The 20,751-nt window shown below is 53.4% G+C and carries 22 protein-coding genes and 1 tRNA gene; 21 read left to right on the forward strand and 2 right to left on the reverse strand.

Annotation, left to right across the window (positions count from 1 at the left end; genetic code table 11):
• The 11 genes from OEZ10_12030 to OEZ10_12080 form a co-directional block, all read left to right on the forward strand.
• Positions 1–455, forward strand: a 455-nt coding sequence (locus OEZ10_12030; GenBank protein MDH5633707.1) for a hypothetical protein, incomplete at its 5' end; no start/stop codon positions are given.
• A 227-nt stretch (positions 456–682) separates the two neighbouring features.
• Positions 683–1,141 (forward strand): general glycosylation pathway protein, encoded by a 459-nt coding sequence (locus tag OEZ10_12035; protein ID MDH5633708.1) that lies wholly within the window; start codon positions 683–685, stop codon positions 1,139–1,141.
• 175 nt (positions 1,142–1,316) lie between these two features.
• A complete protein-coding gene (locus OEZ10_12040; GenBank protein ID MDH5633709.1) occupies positions 1,317–1,583 on the forward strand; it encodes a DUF1272 domain-containing protein in 267 nt (88 codons plus the stop codon).
• A complete protein-coding gene (locus tag OEZ10_12045) occupies positions 1,580–1,951 on the forward strand; it encodes a hypothetical protein (protein ID MDH5633710.1) in 372 nt (123 codons plus the stop codon). The genes OEZ10_12040 and OEZ10_12045 overlap by 4 nt, the downstream gene beginning before the upstream one ends.
• 77 nt (positions 1,952–2,028) lie before the next feature.
• On the forward strand, positions 2,029–4,713 hold the full coding sequence (locus OEZ10_12050) for a cation-transporting P-type ATPase (protein MDH5633711.1): 2,685 nt from the start codon (positions 2,029–2,031) through the stop codon (positions 4,711–4,713).
• 639 nt (positions 4,714–5,352) lie between these two features.
• Positions 5,353–6,111 (forward strand): TerC family protein, encoded by a 759-nt coding sequence (locus tag OEZ10_12055; protein MDH5633712.1) that lies wholly within the window; start codon positions 5,353–5,355, stop codon positions 6,109–6,111.
• Between the two features lie 87 nt (positions 6,112–6,198).
• A complete protein-coding gene (locus OEZ10_12060; GenBank protein ID MDH5633713.1) occupies positions 6,199–6,600 on the forward strand; it encodes a phosphate-starvation-inducible PsiE family protein in 402 nt (133 codons plus the stop codon).
• A gap of 70 nt (positions 6,601–6,670) precedes the next feature.
• Positions 6,671–7,030, forward strand: a complete 360-nt coding sequence (locus OEZ10_12065) for a VOC family protein (protein MDH5633714.1) — start codon at positions 6,671–6,673, stop codon at positions 7,028–7,030.
• Positions 7,031–7,068: 38 nt separating this feature from the next.
• Positions 7,069–7,623, forward strand: coding sequence for a peroxiredoxin (locus OEZ10_12070; GenBank protein ID MDH5633715.1), 555 nt, complete (start codon positions 7,069–7,071; stop codon positions 7,621–7,623).
• Positions 7,624–7,700: 77 nt separating this feature from the next.
• Positions 7,701–8,144: a pyrimidine dimer DNA glycosylase/endonuclease V gene (locus OEZ10_12075; GenBank protein MDH5633716.1), complete on the forward strand. Its 444-nt coding sequence runs from the start codon at positions 7,701–7,703 to the stop codon at positions 8,142–8,144.
• A gap of 153 nt (positions 8,145–8,297) precedes the next feature.
• Positions 8,298–8,468: a hypothetical protein gene (locus OEZ10_12080; GenBank protein MDH5633717.1), complete on the forward strand. Its 171-nt coding sequence runs from the start codon at positions 8,298–8,300 to the stop codon at positions 8,466–8,468.
• 184 nt (positions 8,469–8,652) lie between these two features.
• Here OEZ10_12080 and OEZ10_12085 read toward each other — a convergent pair whose 3' ends face one another.
• Complete coding sequence (locus OEZ10_12085; GenBank protein ID MDH5633718.1) at positions 8,653–9,507, reverse strand: HDOD domain-containing protein; 855 nt, start codon at positions 9,505–9,507, stop codon at positions 8,653–8,655.
• 82 nt (positions 9,508–9,589) lie between these two features.
• Between OEZ10_12085 and miaA the strand changes: the two genes are divergently transcribed.
• The 8 genes from miaA (at position 9,590) to OEZ10_12125 (ending at position 17,314) form a co-directional block, all read left to right on the forward strand.
• Positions 9,590–10,555: a tRNA (adenosine(37)-N6)-dimethylallyltransferase MiaA gene (gene miaA / locus OEZ10_12090; protein ID MDH5633719.1), complete on the forward strand. Its 966-nt coding sequence runs from the start codon at positions 9,590–9,592 to the stop codon at positions 10,553–10,555.
• Between the two features lie 194 nt (positions 10,556–10,749).
• Positions 10,750–10,998 carry an RNA chaperone Hfq gene (gene hfq, locus OEZ10_12095; protein MDH5633720.1) on the forward strand — a complete coding sequence of 83 codons (249 nt, stop codon included), beginning with the start codon at positions 10,750–10,752 and terminating at the stop codon, positions 10,996–10,998.
• Positions 10,999–11,011: 13 nt separating this feature from the next.
• The gene (gene hflX, locus OEZ10_12100) at positions 11,012–12,361 is read left to right on the forward strand and encodes a GTPase HflX (GenBank protein MDH5633721.1); all 1,350 of its coding nucleotides are present in this window, start codon (positions 11,012–11,014) and stop codon (positions 12,359–12,361) included.
• 61 nt (positions 12,362–12,422) lie between these two features.
• Complete coding sequence (gene hflK / locus OEZ10_12105) at positions 12,423–13,646, forward strand: FtsH protease activity modulator HflK (GenBank protein ID MDH5633722.1); 1,224 nt, start codon at positions 12,423–12,425, stop codon at positions 13,644–13,646.
• Complete coding sequence (gene hflC / locus OEZ10_12110) at positions 13,646–14,518, forward strand: protease modulator HflC (protein MDH5633723.1); 873 nt, start codon at positions 13,646–13,648, stop codon at positions 14,516–14,518. Before hflK ends, hflC begins: the two co-directional genes overlap by 1 nt.
• Before the next feature lie 17 nt (positions 14,519–14,535).
• Complete coding sequence (locus tag OEZ10_12115) at positions 14,536–14,724, forward strand: DUF2065 domain-containing protein (GenBank protein MDH5633724.1); 189 nt, start codon at positions 14,536–14,538, stop codon at positions 14,722–14,724.
• 78 nt (positions 14,725–14,802) lie between these two features.
• The gene (locus tag OEZ10_12120) at positions 14,803–16,005 is read left to right on the forward strand and encodes an ATP phosphoribosyltransferase regulatory subunit (protein ID MDH5633725.1); all 1,203 of its coding nucleotides are present in this window, start codon (positions 14,803–14,805) and stop codon (positions 16,003–16,005) included.
• A 13-nt stretch (positions 16,006–16,018) separates the two neighbouring features.
• Positions 16,019–17,314 (forward strand): adenylosuccinate synthase, encoded by a 1,296-nt coding sequence (locus OEZ10_12125; protein ID MDH5633726.1) that lies wholly within the window; start codon positions 16,019–16,021, stop codon positions 17,312–17,314.
• A gap of 147 nt (positions 17,315–17,461) precedes the next feature.
• Here the strand turns inward: OEZ10_12125 and OEZ10_12130 are convergent.
• Positions 17,462–17,548 (reverse strand) — tRNA-Leu (locus OEZ10_12130).
• A 55-nt stretch (positions 17,549–17,603) separates the two neighbouring features.
• On the opposite strand from OEZ10_12130, the gene rnr reads away from it, so the two are divergent.
• Both rnr and rlmB read left to right on the forward strand, forming a co-directional pair.
• A complete protein-coding gene (gene rnr / locus OEZ10_12135; GenBank protein MDH5633727.1) occupies positions 17,604–19,991 on the forward strand; it encodes a ribonuclease R in 2,388 nt (795 codons plus the stop codon).
• Entirely contained in the window at positions 19,991–20,743 is a 753-nt protein-coding gene (rlmB, locus tag OEZ10_12140; GenBank protein MDH5633728.1) for a 23S rRNA (guanosine(2251)-2'-O)-methyltransferase RlmB, read from the forward strand. Before rnr ends, rlmB begins: the two co-directional genes overlap by 1 nt.
• Positions 20,744–20,751 lie beyond the last annotated feature (8 nt).

The raw sequence follows: 20,751 nt of genomic DNA on the forward strand, positions 1-20,751 counted from the left end.
AAAAGAGAAATTGGGCTCTGAGCCACCCACTAATTGTTTATCGAAAGAGGATAGATATGAACAGTGCAGATAAGGAAACGACGGGAGATACTTCCGCGGTTTGGCGGAATCATGTATCAGTTCCAGATACCCCAAAGGGTTTTACTGTAAGGACCACCTATCCGAACAATCCGGATGGTGTGGAAGTAATGTTGGAAAGGTGGGAAGCCGGCTCCGAAGAACCTCCGCATTCGCACCCGGGCGATGATATGACGGTTGTCGTTGAAGGTAAGATGTCAATTCAGTTTTATACTGAATACGCCGATGGCCTTAAGCCGGATGGTCCAATAATTTATTTAAACAAGGGTGATGTGGGGTATATCGAGGCTAATCGAATTCACGATGCAAAATATATCGAAGAGTGTAAATTGGTTTATGTTCACGACAAGGCCTTTGGCTTTAGTGCAAAAGCTTAATATATGAGATAAAGGCACAGTTTATATTTCATATGGTGTGGCTATCTCAACTACGAGGATGAGGCGACGTTCGAGGTGGATGTGTGGCGCGATGCCGAAACGTATGCGTTTGGGTTTAATTACTACAGCTAACCATCGCTTCCACGGGGCGGCGCCGCTAACGCGCCGTCACCCGTGATGCGGGACGTTAGCAGTGTTTAATAGATAGCATATACATTGGAGATAATGTGACCGAGTTAAAGAAATACTCTGACAGGATAGGGCGATTCATTTATGGCCTAATCGGTATAAGCCTGGCTTTAATCAGCCTTTCGGTAATGGTGGTTGCGTTATGGGGAATTTGGGTCTCAGTGCATGAAAAGACTCTTCTTGTGAAAGCGCTTCTTGATGCAATCGGGCTAATTGTTATAGGAATGGCAGTCTTTGATGTATCAAAGTTTTTGATAGAGGAAGAAGTTATCCAAAGCGGTGGCACAAAGACACCCACTAAACAGAGAGAGACACTATTGAAGTTTCTTGCCATTATTTCTATTGCCGTAAGTCTGGAGGCGCTGGTATTTATTTTTGATGCCGGGAAAAAAGATATTAGCAATTTAATATACCCAACATTCCTATTAATCGCAGCCGTTTTGGTAGTGGTCGGTCTTGGTATGTATCAAAAACTGACCCGGAATGAAGAGAATTAGTTGTAATACAATCTAGTGTGGCGATGACCGTTCGAGTGTGTTAGTAGCATATTCTTACAGATGGCAATATCCGAAGTTTAGAGGCAATTGCATGGCTGCTAGTAACTGGGTCAAGTTTGCGCCAAAAGCGGCGCGGCTTACCCATAGCGTTAATCCTCACACAAAGGAGAAAAGGCTGCTTCTGTTAAAACCAAACTGTGAATGCTGCAACAAGGACCTTATCCCGGAATCGACTGATGCAAGAATCTGTTCCTTTGAGTGCACATTTTGTGTTACTTGCGCGGAAACGGTTGTTGATGGGAAATGCCCAAATTGTGGCGGTGAACTCGTTACCAGGCCAAGACGACCAGTCGATAAACCGGTCAAATATCCTGAACTACTCATGAAGGGAGTCCATCAATGGCAGGAAATAGTCGGAGTAGATGTGGGTAACACAATATGAAAATGGATCATGCACAAGTAGATGCCGCACTCGTGTCAACGCTCGTCATCGGTATGGTGGCCATCGTGGACTTTTGGTTCAATCTTGGCGATCAAGATCCGCGTAAGTTCTATTATTATTTCATTGGATTTGGCATGCTCTACTATGCCTCAAAACTCCTATACAACAGGCGATGGTATGGCCGGTGGTTTGGGCGAGAGGTGTGTGGGCTGGTATCAATCCTGCTTACAGGCATGGTTGCCGTCGCGGACATCTGGCTTGATTTGGCGGACGAGGATCCCCTAAAGACCATGTACTATTTCATTGGCTTTGTCATGCTATATATCATCTCAACGATTGTTTTCGCAAAACTCTGGTATGGTGATTAAGAATATGAACGGGTATTATTTAGCGTCGTATTAGCGAAACAAACGTCAGAATCTAATCAACTGGTTCACCGAACCCTATGGACTGGCATACTCAGACAACCGATGAAGTCCTGGCCCGTCTCGAATCGACACTTGAAGGTTTAAGTGAAGATGAAGCGAAGAGGCGGTTAGGAGCGTTCGGCGCAAACCGGCTCCCGGAACCCGCCCAACGTAATTTGTTGATGCGTTTCCTGTCACATTTTCACAACATCCTTATATATGTCCTTATCGGAGCAGCTGTCATTACGGCGCTACTCGGTCATATAGTCGATACATCCGTCATTGTTGCGGTTGTCATTATCAATGCCATTATCGGTTTTTACCAGGAAGGCAAGGCCGAAAAAGCAATGGAGGCAATTCGGCACATGCTGGCCCTGCATGCGTCGGTTATGCGGGACGGCCACCGCCAGGTTATACCCGGTGAGGAGCTTGTACCCGGGGACATTGTTTTCCTGGAAGCCGGCGACAAGTTACCGGCAGACCTTCGTCTGATCCGGGCGCATGGTTTGCAGGTCCAGGAGGCCATCCTGACCGGTGAATCTGTCGCTGTTGAAAAACACACCAAGGCGGTTGCGCCGGACGCGCCATTGGGTGATCGTTTTTGTCTGGGATTTAGCGGCACTTCCGTCAGCAGCGGACAAGGTACAGCAGTGGTTATTGCCACCGGTGCAAACACTGAAATCGGGCGAATTGGCGGCTTGCTCGCCAGGGTGCAAACGCTGGAAACGCCGCTGGTAACACAAATGGCAGTTTTCGCGCGCTGGCTGACCTTGTTTATTCTCGCCGTTTCCGCACTTATGCTGATCTTCGGCTACACCATGCTGCACTATGATTTTGCCAGTTTGTTTATGGCGGTGGTTGGCATTGCCGTTTCCGCCATTCCCGAAGGGTTGCCGGCGGTTTTGACCATTACGCTAGCCGTGGGCGTTAAGGGAATGGCGCGTCAAAATGCCATTGTTCGACGGCTGCCCGCGATCGAAACGCTTGGTTCGGTCTCGGTTATCTGTTCTGACAAAACAGGTACGCTGACACGCAATGAAATGATGGTCGATACTATTGTCACGAGCAACGGGAGCTTTAGTGTAAAAGGCTCCGGTTACGATCCGGGTGGTGACATAGAACCGGACAACCATGGCATGACGGTACAGGACTCTGTGTCATTGCAGGAACTGGGCAGGGCGGCTGCGCTTTGCAATGATGCGGAACTGGTTCGAAACAATGATACCTGGACCGGGCAGGGCGACCCGATGGAAGTCGCGCTGCTGGCCCTTGCAGCAAAGACCGGGGCCGGTACTGTCGAAGCAAGAAAACAGTGGACACGAACGGATGTGGTGCCTTTTGACAGCAAACACAGGTATATGGCCACGTTAAATCATAACCACGAAAAACAAGCGTTCATATTTATCAAGGGTGCACCCGAGCAAATAGTATCCATGTGCCGTGAGCAGCGCGACGGTGAAGGGAATGCCGAACCGCTGAATGTTCAATACTGGGAGCAGCAAGCCAATGCTATTGCCTCTCGTGGCCGACGTGTCCTTGCCTTCGCAACAAAAGTCGTGAAGCCCGAACATACCGTGCTTGAGATTGTCGATCTGCAGGATGGGCTTGTATTCGTGGGCCTGGCCGGACTGATTGACCCGCCACGCCAGGAAGCGATTGAATCAATAGCCAGCTGTTATCGTGCAGGGATCGATGTGAAGATGATCACGGGTGATCATGCCGCTACTGCATCCGCAATCGGTAAACAACTGGGATTGCGAAACAGTGACCGGGTAGTGACAGGCCAGGAGCTGGATAAACTCGATGATCAACAGCTGCGATCTGTAGTCTGTGACATTGGTATTTTTGCGCGCACCAGCCCGGAGCATAAATTGCGCCTGGTGATGGCGCTGCAGGCGAATGATATGACGGTAGCCATGACCGGCGATGGCGTGAATGACGCGCCTGCACTCAAGCGTGCAGGTGTCGGGGTTGCAATGGGTAAAGCCGGAAGCGAAGCCGCGAAAGAAGCAGCCGAGATCGTGTTGGCCGATGACAATTTTTCTACAATTGTCACAGCGATAAAAGAAGGCCGCACCGTCTATGACAACATCAAGAAAGTAATCAGCTGGACATTACCGACCAATGCCGGCGAGGCGTTGACCATAATCCTCGCCTTGCTGCTGGGATTGAGCCTGCCGGTCACGCCTGTACAGATTCTATGGATCAACATGATTACCGCCGTCACGCTCGGTATTGCGCTGGCTTTTGAGCCGGCAGAAGAAAATACCATGTTAAGACCACCGAGATCGCGCAAGGAATCCCTGCTCAGTGGCGGACTCTTGTGGCATATCGTGCTTGTCGCAAGTCTTTTTCTGGCCGGGGTATTCAGTATGTACGAGTACGCCATTACGAAGGGCTACTCCGAGGCGTTGGCGAGAACCATAGCGATGAATACGCTGGTCGTACTGGAAATATTTCATCTCTTCTTTATCCGGAATATGCACGGGACATCGTTAAGCCGGAAGACTGTTCTTGGTACCCGTGTCGTTTGGGCGGCGGTAATTGCCGTTACCCTGGGGCAGTTTGCAGTGACCTACGTGCCATGGCTGCAGGCGATATTTGAAACCCAGGCAATAAACGTAGCTGATGGTGTATTGATTATTGCCGTCGGTGTCATTATGTTTTGTGTAATAGAGATTGAAAAGAAAATACGACTAAAAGTATTGAATAGATTGTTTTAACGGGTCTTTCCAGTCAACACAAATCGCGTGCACGTGAGTGAGGTGCCGGGGAGTCGTGGTTATGGTTTTACGCTCGAGCGATGTCGAAGCGTGGAGTACTCGCCTGAAGCCAGAACAGCCTGAAACGGGGCGAAGGCGAATCATGTCGACCCCTAATGAACCGCGCCTGTTCAGAATTAATTGCTATTGACCCCGGAGTACATAAGCCTGCGGTTCGGACTGTTCGCCGGCACGGTGCGGTTGCAAACCGCTTACTGAGATAAAGATGAGTTCCAGTCACAGTGTTGCAAATCACCGGGCTACATTGTTTCGATTGCCGGCCGGAGAGTTGTTGTGTTTGCAGGTACCGCTGTGTGCGTTTTGCCCGGTTGTAACAGGATTTGCACCAAACGGGATTTCCTGAAAGTCATGTTTAGCCGGAGCGAATGATAGAACCCGACCGGTATTCAGAAGCGGTTGTTTCCGCTTGACGTAACCGTGAACCCTGCGGGAAGATCAATCGGCTGTCGGGACAAGGGTTTTACGGAATGAATCCGCATTACGAGTCAGCTCAGAATCCGGCCTGTCTTCATTGTTGCGAGACTGCAGATCGCAAAATCCGGAAGACCTTTGCCAGCAATTATCAAGTGAGGGATGGTCATGTTTGAATGGCTGATTAGTCCGGAAGCATGGGTTGCCCTGGGAACGCTTATAGCGCTCGAAATCGTTCTGGGCATAGACAACATTATTTTTATTTCGATCCTGGTGGGCAGGCTGCCCGAGCACCAGCGAAACGTGGCGCGACAACTGGGCCTGGGCCTGGCAATGCTGACACGGTTGGCGCTGCTTTTCAGTCTTGTCTGGGTCATGGGGCTGGTCGCGCCCTGGTTCTCTGTCTTTGGCATCGAAATTTCCGGTAGAGATTTTATATTGATCGTGGGCGGCCTGTTCCTGCTGGCCAAGTCAACGCACGAAATACACAACAGTCTGGAAGTAGTTCAGTCTGAAGAAACCGCACCAGGCACAGCCGGGTTCTATTCGGTCCTTGTGCAAATAGCCGTACTCGATATCGTATTTTCACTGGATTCCGTTATCACGGCAGTGGGGCTGGTGGAACATTTGTCGATTATGGTAATCGCCATTATTGTTGCGGTCGTTGTCATGCTTTTTTCGGCAAAGCCGATTGGGGAATTTGTTGACAAGAATCCAACGATAAAGATGCTTGCCTTGTCGTTTTTGATATTAATCGGCTTTACGTTGATTGCCGAAGGTTTTGATGTCCACATACCAAAAGGCTACATATATTTCGCCATGGCATTCTCGGTTGCGGTTGAAATGCTGAATATCAAAGCCAGGAAGAGAAGAGAAACCGTGCCTTTGCAACTGCAGAAAAGAATTTCAGAGGAGAATGCGGTCTGATGCTGGCCGCGTTCCGGGTCCGCAGCCGGAAGAGCCATTCGTACCGCAGGCAATCGTAATTATTGAACAGTGACAGAGAAGATCATTATGAAAAAAGTCAGCAAGCTGGGCCACAAGGCCATCACTATAATAGAAGACATAGGCCTGATCATTATCGCCGTGGCCACCGTGATCGCAGTAGGCATTGAAATTGAAGTCATGGTGAAGGCCAGAACCGTTACGCTGTCTGATCTGTTGCTGCTGTTCATTTATCTCGAAGTGCTGGCGATGGTGGCGATATACCTGGAATCGGGCAAACTGCCGGTGCGGATGCCGTTGTATATAGCCATCGTCGCGCTGGCCCGGTATATGATTCTGGATATGAAAGGCCTGGACAACTGGCGCATTATCGCCATTGCTGCGGCAATATTACTGATATCGCTTGCGGTGCTGGTGCACCGGTATGGCCACAACAAGCTGCCGTATGAAAAGGGGGATGACAGCCGATAAACTGGCCGAGTGCGGCAAATTCAGCATCACATCGCGCAGTTTATTTGGATGCCAGTGGAGGGAATTGAATATGGCTGAGCACGAAAAGATCAATTACATCGAGCTGCCGGCCCGGGACATGGCGGCCACCAAAGCTTTCTTTGCAACCGTGTTTGGCTGGTCATTTGTTGATTACGGACCGGACTATACGGCGTTTGACAACCAGGGAATCGATGGTGGTTTCTATAAATCTGACAACGTAGCGACAACAAAAAACGGCAGCGCCCTGGTTGTTTTTTATTCGAACCAGCTTGAGTACACCCAGGAAAAAATCGAAGCGGCAGGAGGCGGCATTATCAAGAACATTTTTTCATTCCCCGGCGGCCGTCGATTTCATTTCACGGATCCAAGCGGTAACGAGTTTGCTGCCTGGTCTGATGTCGGCGTTTAGGCACACTGCGAATCGCAAAGCGCTTCGTTCTGATTATCATGAAAGACCTGTCCATACTGCCCGGTAATCTGCCGGTTCCTGAAGACGATGGTGCATGCGACCACCTGAAAGGCATGCGCGTACCTTCAGCAAGCCTGGGTTCCGCCTCCGGTACTACCGTGGATATCAGTGCTTGTGACGGCGTCGTTGTCATCTATTGCTACCCGATGATTGGTAGACCAGATAGTCCGCCACTAGTTGGCTGGAATGACATACCGGGTGCGAGAGGGTGCACACCGCAGAGTTGTGCGTTTCGTGATCATTACGCGGAACTGGCATATACCGGCGCCCGCGTCTATGGCGTCAGCGCACAACCGCTGGCAGACCAGGCAGAAGCCAGGAGTCGCCTCGAGTTGCCGTTCGACTTGCTCAACGACAGTGAATTTGTCCTGACAGAAGCATTGCGCCTGCCGACTTTTCAATACGAAGGCAATCGGCTGATCAAGCGTCTGACACTTGTTGTTGCCGATGGTGTGATCAAAAAGGTTTTCTACCCGGTTTTTCCGCCGGACCGGAATGCGGAAGCTGTTCTCGAGTGGCTGAAGCAACATTGAGACGAGCGCCGTGTTCGCCGGATTTTCAGAGTCAGCCGGTTACCTCGGAGCATTCCGGGTAGAGTAAGGGTGCTATCGTGAGATTATGGTCAATACACCCGGAATACCTGGATGCCAAAGGCCTGGTCGCCTTGTGGCGCGAGGGACTGTTGGCGCAAAAAGTGTTGCTTGGTGAAACCCGGGGTTACAAAAATCATTCGCAGCTGGAACGGTTCAAACAAATGGACAATCCCGTGGGTGCAATATCAACCTATTTGCGGTTCGTGGAGAAAGAGGCTAACAGAAGAGGTTATGCATTCAACAGGAGCAAGATTGTCAACAGGCGTACCAGTGCCAGGATGCCGGTCAGCAGTGGCCAGGTTGACTATGAATTCCGTCACTTGCTGGCGAAACTGAAAACCAGGGCGCCAGACTTGTATGACCGCCTTAAAACCACCCGAACAATCAAGTTGCATCCCATGTTCCGGAGAGTAACGGGAGGCATTGAGGATTGGGAGGTGTTGCCCGGGGAACCGGATTAGCAGGCTTGTTAGCCGCCTCATATCTGGCCGCATGTTGTATATTTGTTTGAATGTTGAAATTGTCGGCCAGCTGAAGCAGGCGACTTTTGTACAATACCTGTCCTAAACTTTAATTCCAGAACCCGGTATTGTATCCATACATCGGAACGCCTGATGTTTCTCGGCGCGTTGTCGCGGATTGGTAATGACGGTGTGCAGCAATTCAATATTCTGATCATCTCGGCAACCCACGAGATAGATCAGTCTCATCATTGCATGCCGGTGATGTTGCTGATTAATCAAGCCAGGGAATGGCTTGACGCGACGGGTGCGGATTCATTTTAACCGTTGACGAAACCCTGTGATGCGTCGTCGCATATCTATGAATGCTGTGCCTGGGTCGACAATGGGCGTCACGAAAGCCCGCAATGCATTGCGTCGCGCAAGGATGATAAAAGCAATTGATCAGCAAGGACACATAACAACGCCGGCATATGGCCGGCGTCGATGCATCTCGATTGGCAAGAGATTACTTCAATACACCCTGCATTTCGGCAATTTCCGTCTTGGCTTCTTCCATCATGGCGATGGCGGCATCAGCATCCATGCCCAGGCGTTGCATGGCCGGTAATTCGGTGAAATTGATATTGGCCAGTCGTTCGGAATCTATACCGATATAGGAGTGCAAATTGGCGACCGTGACCACGTCTACCAGGTCAGGTTTTTCAATCTGGCGATCCAGTTTCTCGTGCTCGGAGGCCACGGCAACCAGTTCCGGTGGCAGCTTCCAGGCTTCCAGTACCAGTCGACCGATCGGGCAGTGTAACCGGGTGATGGCGTCGTCCAGCAGGTGATCGCTGTTGGCGACTACAGGGTAACTTTCTGCCTGGTTGATAATGGGCAGCGCGCCGACATCATGGATGAGGCCGGCAAGCAAGGCTTCGTCAGGCGGCAGTTTGGTGAACTTTTTTGCCAGCACCGAGCTGATGGCGGCAACGCGCGTTCCATGGTCCCACAGTTGCTCCATACGCTTTTTCAGCTGCGGGTACTTGGTCTGGAACAGCTGCTGCATGACCAGGCTGATAGCCATGGTACGCACCACCTTGTTGCCCAGGCGAGCCACGGCGATTTTCACGCTATCGATCTGCGTGCTGCCGCGATATACCGGGCTATTAGCCACTTGCAGCAAGCGGGCACTCAGGGCCGCATCGGTGCTGATAATTTTGGCAATCTGGTCGGCGCCCACATCTTCGCTGTCAATGGCCTTTCGCACCTTGGTTGCCACTTCCGGCAACGTGGGCAGTTTCAGGTTATTGGAGCGGGCGAGTTGGATGATTTCCGCTATGAAAGTATCAATTGTCTGGTTTTGCGCTGTTTGTTCCACGTTCCGGTACTCGTTATAGTGTTGGAAATTCGTTGAGCCGGTGGCATTTACCGGCCTCCACTGAGATATTCCTGCAAACAACATGATTGACTCTACTTCCGCTGTGCCATTGCCGCTGGCACTGTGCCTGATGGGACCGACGGCATCGGGAAAAACCGGCCTGGCCATCAAGCTGCGTCAGCAATTGCCTGTCGAGCTCATCAGTGTTGATGCTTCTCAGGTCTATCGTGAATTGAATATCGGCACAGCCAAGCCATCCCTTGAGGAACAAAAGCTGGCGCCGCATCGTCTCATCGATATCCGGGAGCCGGCTGAAACCTATTCGGCAGCGGAATTTTGCCGGGATGCCTTGGAGGAAATGCGGCAAATTACGGCTGCAGGGCGTATCCCGCTGCTGGTGGGCGGCACCATGTTTTATTTTCGGGCACTGGAATTTGGCTTGTCCGAGCTGCCGGAGGCGGATGCGAATATTCGGGCAGAGCTGGAAACCGAGGCGCGGTCATTGGGATGGCCGGCCATGCATGAACGGTTGGCAACTATTGACCCTGCAATCGCCCAGCGAATCGACCGCCATGACGCCCAGCGCATCCAGCGTGCCCTGGAGATATACCGGCTGACCGGCATGGCACCCAGCGAGGCCCAGGCACAAACTCGACAGGCACCGCCGCCGTATCGTTTTATCAAGGCGGCACTGATGCCCGGTAATCGGGAGCGATTACGGCAGGATATAGCCCGCCGGTTTGTAATGATGCTGGAGCAGGGCCTGGTGGAGGAGGTTGATGTGCTATTGAAAAGAGGGGATATCAACCCCAGTTTAGCCAGTATGCGAATGGTCGGTTACCGGCAGGTTGTCGACTATTTGCATGGGAAAGTGGACAAAAATACCATGATTGATCAAGCAGTTACCGCAACCAGGCGGCTGGCCAAGCGACAGTTTACGTGGCTGCGCAGTTACCCGGATGTGGTCCGGTTTGACCCGCAAAAACCGGGGTTTGAGCAATCAGTTGGTGAGCATTTTGCCGACAAATTAGGTATGATTTGCCCCTAGGCTGATGTTTTGCCGCACATTTTTAGGGTAGATTGTGTAATTGAGGCGTAGAGAGAAGGGAGTTCCGTTGCTTTACCTTGGGACGACTGATTAGCCTGACCAGGCAGGTATGAGGTGTATGTCTGCTGAAGCGAGCTTAATTTACAAGCTGAAAGACAAACTACAATTATCAAAGCAAATAACAGGAGAACACCATGAGTCAAAAAGGGCAAGCGCTACAAGACCCTTTCCTGAATACCCTTCGGAAGGAACATGTTCCCGTTTCAATTTTTCTGGTGAACGGCATCAAGCTTCAGGGACAAATTGAATCTTTTGATCAGTTTGTCGTATTGCTGAAGAATTCTGTCAGCCAGATGATTTACAAGCATGCGATCTCGACGGTGGTGCCGAGTCGCGCAGTGAAATTCAACTTTGAGGACGACCCTGACAAGGGAAACGCCTGACACACCTGATTTTATGATATCAACGTCTCCAGGCCCGGTTCAGGCCGGGCCAGAAGGCAAGCGTTCCGAACGCACCTTGCTGGTTCACCAGCGAAGTACCCGGCTTGATGATTTGGAAGATCTGAATGAGCTCGAGCTGCTGGCTGTTTCAGCCGGAGCCGATGTTCAAGGCACTGTATTGAGCAGTCGTCAGCGACCGGACCCGGCAACATATATAGGTAAGGGCAAGGCTGAAGAATTGGCCGAGCGGGTCAAGGCAGAAGATATTGAGCTGGTATTGGTCAATCATGACCTGTCGCCGGCACAGGAGCGCAACCTGGAAAAAATTGCCGGTTGTCGTGTATTGGATCGAACCGGGCTGATTCTCGATATTTTCGCCCAGCGCGCCCGCAGTCATGAAGGCAAGCTGCAGGTGGAACTGGCCCAGCTGGAGCACTTGTCTACGCGGCTGGTGCGTGGCTGGACTCACCTGGAGCGGCAAAAAGGCGGTATCGGTCTGCGTGGTCCAGGTGAAACCCAGCTGGAAACCGACCGTCGATTGCTGCGTGAACGTATCAAGTATCTGAACAAGCGACTGCAGCGTGTCACCAATCAACGACAAATTCGCCGTCGCTCGCGTAACAAGATTCCGATTCCGACGGTGTCACTGGTGGGGTATACCAACGCTGGCAAATCGTCGTTGTTCAACTGTATTACCGGCGCCGGGATTTATGCGGCTGACCAGTTGTTTGCCACGCTCGACCCGACCATGCGTCGAGTCGATTTGCCAGGCAACTCGGAGATTATCCTGGCGGATACCGTCGGGTTTATCAGGCATTTGCCACACGACCTGGTGGAAGCATTTAAATCGACGCTTGAAGAAGTGCAGGAAGCCAACTTGTTATTGCACGTGGTAGATGCTGCCAACCCGGACTACCAGGATCACGAGCACCGCGTGCACGAAGTATTAACGGAGATCGAGGCCGAGGATGTGCCGGAAATCCGTGTGTATAACAAGATTGATTTAACCGGGCAGCCGGCTCGCGTGGAACGCGATGAGGCTGGCCGGATCTTCCGAGTGTGGATGTCGGCACACACAGGCGAAGGCCTGGAATTGCTGATAGGTGCGCTCGGCGAGTATTTTCGTGGTGATCGCAGGCGTTATTGCCTGCATTTACCGCCGTCGGCCGGGAGATTAAGGGCATTCGTGTACCAGACGCTCGACGTGGTCAGTGAGGACACGACCGCTGATGGGCATTGGCTGATTGAATTCAATGCTGATGAGCGAGGTGTGAATACCTTACGCAAGCAGGCAGATTTTCAAGAGCAGCAACTGGAGGTGGCGCAGGAGCCAATCCTTGCCCCCACCGGTTCATGTCCCTAGAATCCCGGCTCTGGGATAGAAACTAACGCAGCAAGCATGGCGACAACATAAGGAGCACAAAGTGGCTTGGAATGAACCCGGTTCAGGGGGCAACAAGGATCCTTGGGGTCAGAACAATAACCAGCAAGGACCGCCCGACCTCGACGAAGTGGTGCGGAATATCCAGAAGAAACTCAACAAGCTGTTTGGCGGCGGCTCTGGCCGCAGTGGTGGAAACGGCAGTGCCCCGGCTGGGGGTGGAGCCAATGCCGGCAATATCGGCATAGGCTTGATCCTGGCTGCTGTTGCCGTGCTCTGGCTGCTCAGCGGCCTTTACATTGTTCAGCAAGGTGAGCGTGGCGTGGTATTGCGTTTCGGTGCCAAGTCTGAGGTTACCGAGGCCGGCTTGCGCTGGCATGTGCCATGGCCGTTCGAAACCGTCGAGCGTGTAAATGTGCAGGCTATCGAGCGTATTGAAATCGGTTATCGCAGCAACGAGCGTACCGGTGGTTCGACCAAGGTGTTGAGCGAAGCGCTGATGATTACCCAGGATGAAAATATCATTGATATCCAGTTTGCCGTGCAGTACCGGGTAAAGGATCCTGAAGCGTTTCTTTTTAATGTGCGTGAAGTCGAAGAGACTATCAGCCAGGCGACAGAATCAGCCGTACGTGAAATTGCCGGCAAGCGCACCATGGACTTCGTATTGACCGAAGGCCGTGACGAGGTTGGCCAGGAAACGCAGAAGCTGTTGCAGGAGATTCTCGACCTGTACCAGTCCGGTATCTATATCACCAAGGTGGAAATGCAGCGCGCAGATCCGCCTGAAGAAGTGAAGTCGGCCTTTGATGACGCGGTGAAAGCGCGCGAAGACGAGCAGCGCTTCAAGAACGAGGCCGAAGCCTATGCTAATGACATCATTCCGCGGGCACGAGGCAAGGCCGGTCGCATGATCCAGGAAGCTGAAGGTTACAAGGCATCCGTAATTGCCCGCGCCGAAGGTGATGCCCAGCGTTTTGTCCTGGTGGCGCGTGAGTATGCCAAGGCGCCCCGTGTTACGCGCGAGCGTCTGTACCTTGAGACCATGGAAGAAGTGATGAGCAACACCACCAAGATCTTTGTTGACCAGAAGGGCGGCAACAACCTGTTGTACCTGCCGTTGGACAAGCTGATCGGTCAGCATGAGCCCAGGAAGAGTGAAACCGGGGCGGCGGAGTCTGCCGGTGACCTGATCCAGCAAGGCGAGGAGACGGCGCGTCGCCTGCGCGAGGATCGTCCTGACCTGCGGTCAAGGAGGAGACAATAATGAACCAGAACAAAATGACCATCGGTATGCTGGCAGTTTTCGGACTGATACTTCTGGCTAACTCCGTATTCTATACCGTTGATGAACGTGAAAAGGCCATAGTTGTCCAGCTTGGCCAGGTAATACGTTTTGACGACCAGGCTGGAATTCACTTCAAGCTGCCATTGGTGCAGGACGTGGTCTTCTTTGACTCGCGCGTTCTTACGCTGGATGCCGAGCCCGAGCGTTACCTGACCCAGGAAAAGAAATCGGTTGTTGTGGACTCATTCGTCAAATGGCGAATCGTCAATCCGCTGACTTATTACGTTAAAACCGGCGGCAGCGAAACTCGTGCCAAAATCCTGCTGCAGCAATGGATCAACGGTGGCCTGCGTGACCAGTTCGGTAAACGTACGCTGCACGATGTGGTGGCCGGTGAGCGCCGTGAAATCATGCAACAGGTGACTTCCAGTGTTGACAAGTCTGCTGCGGAGCTGGGCATGCAGGTGGTTGATGTGCGCCTGCAACGTGTTGACCTGCCGCAGGAAGTAAGCCAGTCAGTCTATGATCGTATGGAAGCGGAACGTGCCCGAATTGCCAAGGAGCTGCGTGCGCAGGGTGCGGAAGTAGCGGAAAAACTGCGTGCTGAAGCCGAACGAAAACGTGACATCCTGGTGGCCGAAGCCTACCGAAAGGCGCAGCAGGTTCGAGGTGAAGGCGATGGCAAGGCGGCAGCGATTTATGCCAAGGCCTACAACACCAGTCCGGAGTTCTACTCCCTGTATCGCAGCCTGACTGCCTACAAGGCCAGCTTCCAGGACAAAGGCGACATCATGATTGTTGATCCGAGTGCCGACTTCTTCAAATACCTGAAGAAATCCGGCGGTCGATAGCCCGGGCGATCTAGCCGATGGCCTGGCAGGATCTGCTGACGGCACTCGCACTGGTGCTGGTGTTGGAGGGGATGTATCCCTTCATCAATCCTGATGGCTGGCGCCGCATGATGTTGATGCTGGCACAATTGACCGATCAACAACTGCGGTTTGCCGGGCTCAGCAGTATGCTGGTCGGGCTGCTGCTGTTGTATGTCATCAAGTGAGATGGATTCGTATACAATATGCCAACCCGTCATTTGAAAGAACCCGCTTTGTACTGAATTTCCGGGGAAAGAGTTGTTATGTCCGCCAAGCCAGTGATTGCCTCGCAAAACCGTTGGTTGTTGCCTGAAGGCATCGAGGAACTGTTGCCTGACGAGGTCAAGCGCCTTGAGTCCATGCGTCGCACGATGCTCGACCTGTTCACATCCTGGGGTTATGACCAGGTTATGCCGCCGATGCTGGAATATGTCGAGGCATTGCAGACCGGGGTGGGCAGTGAGCTTGATTTGCAGACCATCAAGGTGACCGATCAATTGTCCGGTCGCATGATGGGTATTCGTCCCGATATTACGCCCCAGGCTGCGCGTATTGATGCGCACTATCTCAAGTACGATCGACCCTCGCGCCTGTGTTATATCGCGCCGGTATTGCGCGCCCGCCCGGACGGGTTTGGCGGATCACGGGAGCCCTTGCAGTTGGGCGCCGAGCTGTATGGCTACGCCGGCTCAGCCAGCGATGCAGAATCCCTGTGCCTGATGCTGACCACCCTGAACACTGCGGGCGTGGAGAATATTCACATCGATCTTGGGCATGTCGGTATCTTCCGTGGGCTGGTTGCCCGGGCGGGACTGAATACTGAACGTGAAAAGGCATTGTTCGAAGCTTTGCAACGCAAGGCCAAGCCGGAAATTACTGCCATGCTGGATCAGTGGGCTGTTGCCGAACCGATCAAGGCATGCCTGGCCGCGCTGGCGGACCTGAACGGTGACTTGTCAGTGCTGGAGGAAGCTCGTGCACTGCTTGCTGATGCGCCAAAGGAGGTGTCGGCGGCGCTGGAGCAGGTGGCAGCGGTAGCAGAAGGCGTGCGCCGCAGCTATGCCGACATGCCTATCTATATTGATTTGGCCGAGTTGAGCGGATACAGCTACTACACCGGCGTGGTGTATTCCGCCTTTGTACCGGGCCATGGTCGCGCCATCGCCAAGGGCGGTCGCTATGATGGCATCGGTGCTGCATTTGGTCGGGCACGCCCGGCAACGGGTTTCGGTGCCGACCTGCGTGAACTGATTCGCCTGGCACCGACCGTCACGACTGAGGCTGGGGGTATTTTCACCGTGCTGGATGAAAGTGACGGGGAACAGCAAAAGATGATTCATGATCTGCGTGCACAGGGTGAGCGCGTGGTGGTACAGTTTTCCGATGGTGAAGGAGAGGCTGCGGATTTTGCCTGTGACCGCCTGCTGGGCAAACAGGGCAAGGCGTGGAAAGTAAGCAACATTTAATCGAGTATTACTGATGAGTAAAAACGTTGTAGTGATTGGCACCCAGTGGGGGGATGAAGGCAAGGGCAAGATTGTTGATCTGCTCACGGACAAGGCCCATGCCGTTGCCCGCTTCCAGGGCGGCCACAATGCCGGACATACACTGGTTATCGATGGCCAGAAAACCGTATTGCACCTGATCCCGTCAGGCATACTGCGCGAAAATGTCATGTGCCTGATCGGCAATGGCGTGGTGTTGTCGCCGGCCGCTTTGTTCAAGGAAGTGGATGGATTGCTGGAAGCCGGCATCCCGGTAAACGAACGTCTGCGCATCAGTGAAGCCAGCCCGTTATTGCTCGAGTATCACGTGGCTCTGGATATGGCTCGGGAAAAGGCGCGTGGCAACAAAGCTATCGGTACCACGGGTCGCGGCATTGGCCCGTGTTATGAAGACAAGGTTTCCCGTCGCGGACTGCGCGTAGGCGACCTGATGAACACCGAATCGTTTGCAGACAAGCTGCGTGGTGTCATGGATTATCATAACTACATGCTGAAAAACTATTTTCAGTGTGATGAAGTGGATTTCCAGATGGTGCTGGATACCAACCTGGCGCTGGCAGAACGTATGCACCCGCTGGTCACCGACGTCACCGGTCTGCTGGCTGACTATGCTTCTGAGGGCAAATCGGTATTGTTTGAAGGTGCACAAGGAACCTTGCTGGATATTGATCACGGCACTTATCCCTATGTGACCTCATCCAACTGCAGCGCTGGCGCTGCTGCCACCGGAACCGGTGTTGGCCCACGTGAGTTGACCTATATCCTGGGTATTACCAAGGCGTATACCACCCGCGTAGGCGGCGGCCCATTCCCGACTGAACTGTTCGATGATGTCGGCAACTATCTCGGTGAAAAAGGCCACGAGTTTGGCGCAACCACCGGGCGCAAGCGTCGCTGCGGCTGGTTTGATGCCGTTGCCCTGCGTCGTTCCTGCCAGATTAACAGTGCTTCCGGCTTGTGTATTACCAAGCTGGATGTGCTGGACGGTCTTGAAACCGTCAAAATCTGCGTCGCCTACAAGTACAAAGGCGAGGAGCGCCTGACACCTCCGCCCGGCGCGGACGCTATTGAGCAGGTAGAGCCAATTTACGAGGAAATGCCGGGCTGGTCAGAATCCACTTTTGGTGCAAAGAGTGAAGCAGACCTGCCGGCCAACGCCATTGCTTACCTGAAACGTATCGAGGAAGTGACCGGCGTGCCGGTGGATATTATTTCCACGGGACCGGATCGGGTTGAGACCATTATAAGACGCCACCCGTTTAACGGTTAGGCACGATACAGCAAGGCGTCCAATCGGGCGCCTTGGTCATTTCAGGGAAACAAAAACGTATGGATTCAACAGGCATAAAAAAACCGGATGTTTGCATCCGGTTTTTTCTGGTATGGCACCCTGCCAAGAGTGGTACCATTCCGTATATGGTACCGAGGAGAGGACTTGAACCTCCACGACCGTAAGGCCACTAGCACCTGAAGCTAGCGCGTCTACCAATTCCGCCACCTCGGCAATGCTGTCGGGCAACAGCTCGACAGGCCGCGCACTGTACATATAGAGTAAATTGATGTCAACGAAGAAAAGCAATTCCGGCCACACCGACCCCATGGCGGATCGTGAAGCCCGCAAATACGAGCACCCGGTTCCGAGCCGGGAGGCGATTATGGCGTTCCTGGAAGCGGCCGAAGAGCCCCTGTCCTACCGTCGACTGGCTGCTGGCCTGGATGTGGACGGGGAGCGCGATGAAACCGCGTTCAGTCGCCGCCTGAGGGCCATGGAACGCGATGGCCAGCTACTCAAGAACCGACGCGGTCGCTATGGCCTGGCCCAGAAAATGGAACTGATCGCCGGCACCATTACCGCCCACCAGGACGGATTCGGATTCCTGATTCCCGATGCCGGTGGCCAGGACCTGTTTATCGGTGCCCGGGAAATGCGCAAGGTATTTCACGGTGACCGGGTCATGGGCCGGTTGCTGGAGATTGATCACCGTGGCCGCCAGGTCGGCGTTATTGTCGATGTACTGGAGCGACGCCACAGCACCATAGTCGGCCGTTACTTTTTCGAAGATCGTATGGGTTTTGTGGTACCTGAAGACAAGCGCATGAACCAGGACCTGTTCATCCCCGAAGGGGATGAAGGCCAGGCGAAAAGCGGGCAAATGGTGGTGGCTGAAATCACGCGCCAACCCACGGCCCGGGCACAAGCGCTTGGCCGGGTAACGGAAATCCTTGGCGACCACATGGCACCAGGCATGGAAATCGAAGTGGCGCTGCGCCAGTTCGAGTTGCCCCACGTCTGGCCTGATGCCGTCGAGGCAGAAGCCAGTCGATTTACCGAAACTGTTCCCGAGCAGGCCAAGCAGGGTCGCGTTGATTTGCGCAAGATACCCCTGGTCACTATCGACGGTGAGGATGCGCGGGATTTCGATGATGCCGTGTACTGCGAGCCGGATGGCAAGGGTTGGCGACTGCTGGTGGCCATTGCCGATGTATCGGCATACGTCAAGCCGGAAAGTGCGCTTGATACCGAGGCCTACAAACGCGGTACCTCGGTGTATTTCCCGAATCGTGTTATCCCGATGTTGCCGGAAGTGCTGTCCAACGGACTGTGTTCACTGAATCCGGACGTCGATCGTTTGTGCATGGTCTGTGATATGCGTATTACCTCGGCCGGCAAGATCAAGAGTTTTGATTTTCTTGAAGCAGTGATGCGATCTCATGCGCGCCTGACCTACAACGAAGTGGCGGCAATACTGGTCGATGGTGATCCGCAGTTACGCAAGAAACGCGAGGCACTGCTGCCGCAACTGGAAAATCTTTACGACCTGTTCAGGGCGCTGCACAAGGTCAGGGCGAAGCGCGGTTCTATTGAACTGGAAATACCGGAAACCTACATCATCTACGATGACAACGGCCGTATTGATCGTATTGTGCCGCGTCAGCGAAATGATGCGCACCGGATTATCGAGGAGTGCATGCTGGCGGCCAATATTTGTGCTGCCGAATACCTGGCAAAAAACAAGATGCCGGTGCCCTATCGAATTCACGAGCCGCCGCAGGAAGAGAAGCTTGCCAACCTGCGCGAGTTCCTGTTTGAGTTAGGGCTGTCACTGCGTGGTCGCGATAACCCGAAACCGAAAGATTTTGCCGCGGTGATAAAAGATGCTGAAGGTCGTCCCGATACGCGTCTTATTCATACGGTTATGTTGCGCAGCATGAGCCAGGCGGTGTACAGCCCGGACCAGGTAGGGCATTTCGCCCTGGCCTATGACCGGTATACGCATTTTACTTCACCGATCCGCCGTTATCCTGACTTGATGGTACATCGCGCCATCAAGGCAGTGCTGGCGGGCCGGAAAACCGCCAAGCGTTATGCCCTGGAACATCGAGAGCAACTGGCCGGCCAGGCCGAGCATTGTTCCATGACCAGTCGACGTGCCGATGAGGCCGGCTGGGAAGTGGTCAAGTGGCTGAAGACCGAGTACATGCAGGACAAGGTTGGCGAGGAATACGCCGGTGTTATCAATGGCGTTGCCAACTTTGGCATATTTGTTGAGCTAACTGAAATTTATGTAGAGGGACTGGTTCATATTACCTCGCTGGGCAACGATTATTACCAGTATGACCCGGTCAAGCACAGGCTTACCGGCGAACGAACCAATGAAGTATTGCGGCTTGGTGACCCGGTTCACGTCAAGGTTGTTCGTGTGGATCTTGACGAGGCCCGCATTGATTTTGAACTGGTTGGTCATGAGCAGGTCAGGCGCCAGAAGAAGGGCGGTGCTGACGGTTATGGCAAGCGTGGCAAGGGAGAAAAAGCCGGCAGCAGCAAGAACAGGGGTAACAAGAGCAGCAAGAAAGGGCCTGGCAAGCGCACAGACAGCAAGCCGGCCAAAAAGAAAACATCTCGCGGCAAATCAAAAAGCAAGGGGCGGAGTAAAGGCAGCCGGTAATGAGCAGTTCTGACGACGATATTATTTATGGCCTGCACGCCGTACAGGCAGCCCTGGAAACCAATCCCGATACCGTAGACAGCCTCTGGGTGGATGAGCAGCGCAAGGACAAGCGGCTGGATGCCATTTTTTCCGCCGCCCGGAACACGCGCCTGCATGTCCAGGCGGTGCCGCGTGCGAAGCTGGACAGGATTTGCAATGGCGGTCGCCACCAGGGCGTTGCCGCCCGTATGTTACCGGTTCGCCTGCGTCGTGAGAGCGAGCTGTTTGAACTGATTGACCGGGCTGAAACAACACCGCTGCTGCTGGTGCTGGACGGTATCCAGGATCCACACAATCTCGGCGCCTGCATTCGCAGTGCTGCCGCGGCCGGTGTCCAGGCGGTGATAGTGCCGGAAGACAAGAGTGCGCCGCTTACGGCTGTTGCGCGACGGGCCGCGGCCGGCGCTGCGGAAACCGTACCCATATTCCGGGTCAAGAACCTGGCTCGCGTGCTGAAACAATTACAAGAACATAACCTGTGGGTTGTCGGGGCCGCCGGAGAAGAAGCGCAATCACTGTATGACATTGATCTTGCCGGGCCGGTAGTGATTGTAATGGGTGCAGAGGGTGCCGGGCTGCGCCGACTGACGCGTGAGCATTGCGACTATCTTGCCGCTATCCCCATGCCCGGCATCATGGAGAGTCTAAACGTTTCGGTGGCGACAGGAATTTTTCTGTTCGAGGCGGTCAGGCAAAGGCGAGTGCGGTAATCCTGATT

The organism is Gammaproteobacteria bacterium, assembly GCA_029880545.1.
Lineage (GTDB): Bacteria > Pseudomonadota > Gammaproteobacteria > Acidiferrobacterales > SZUA-150 > JAOUOD01.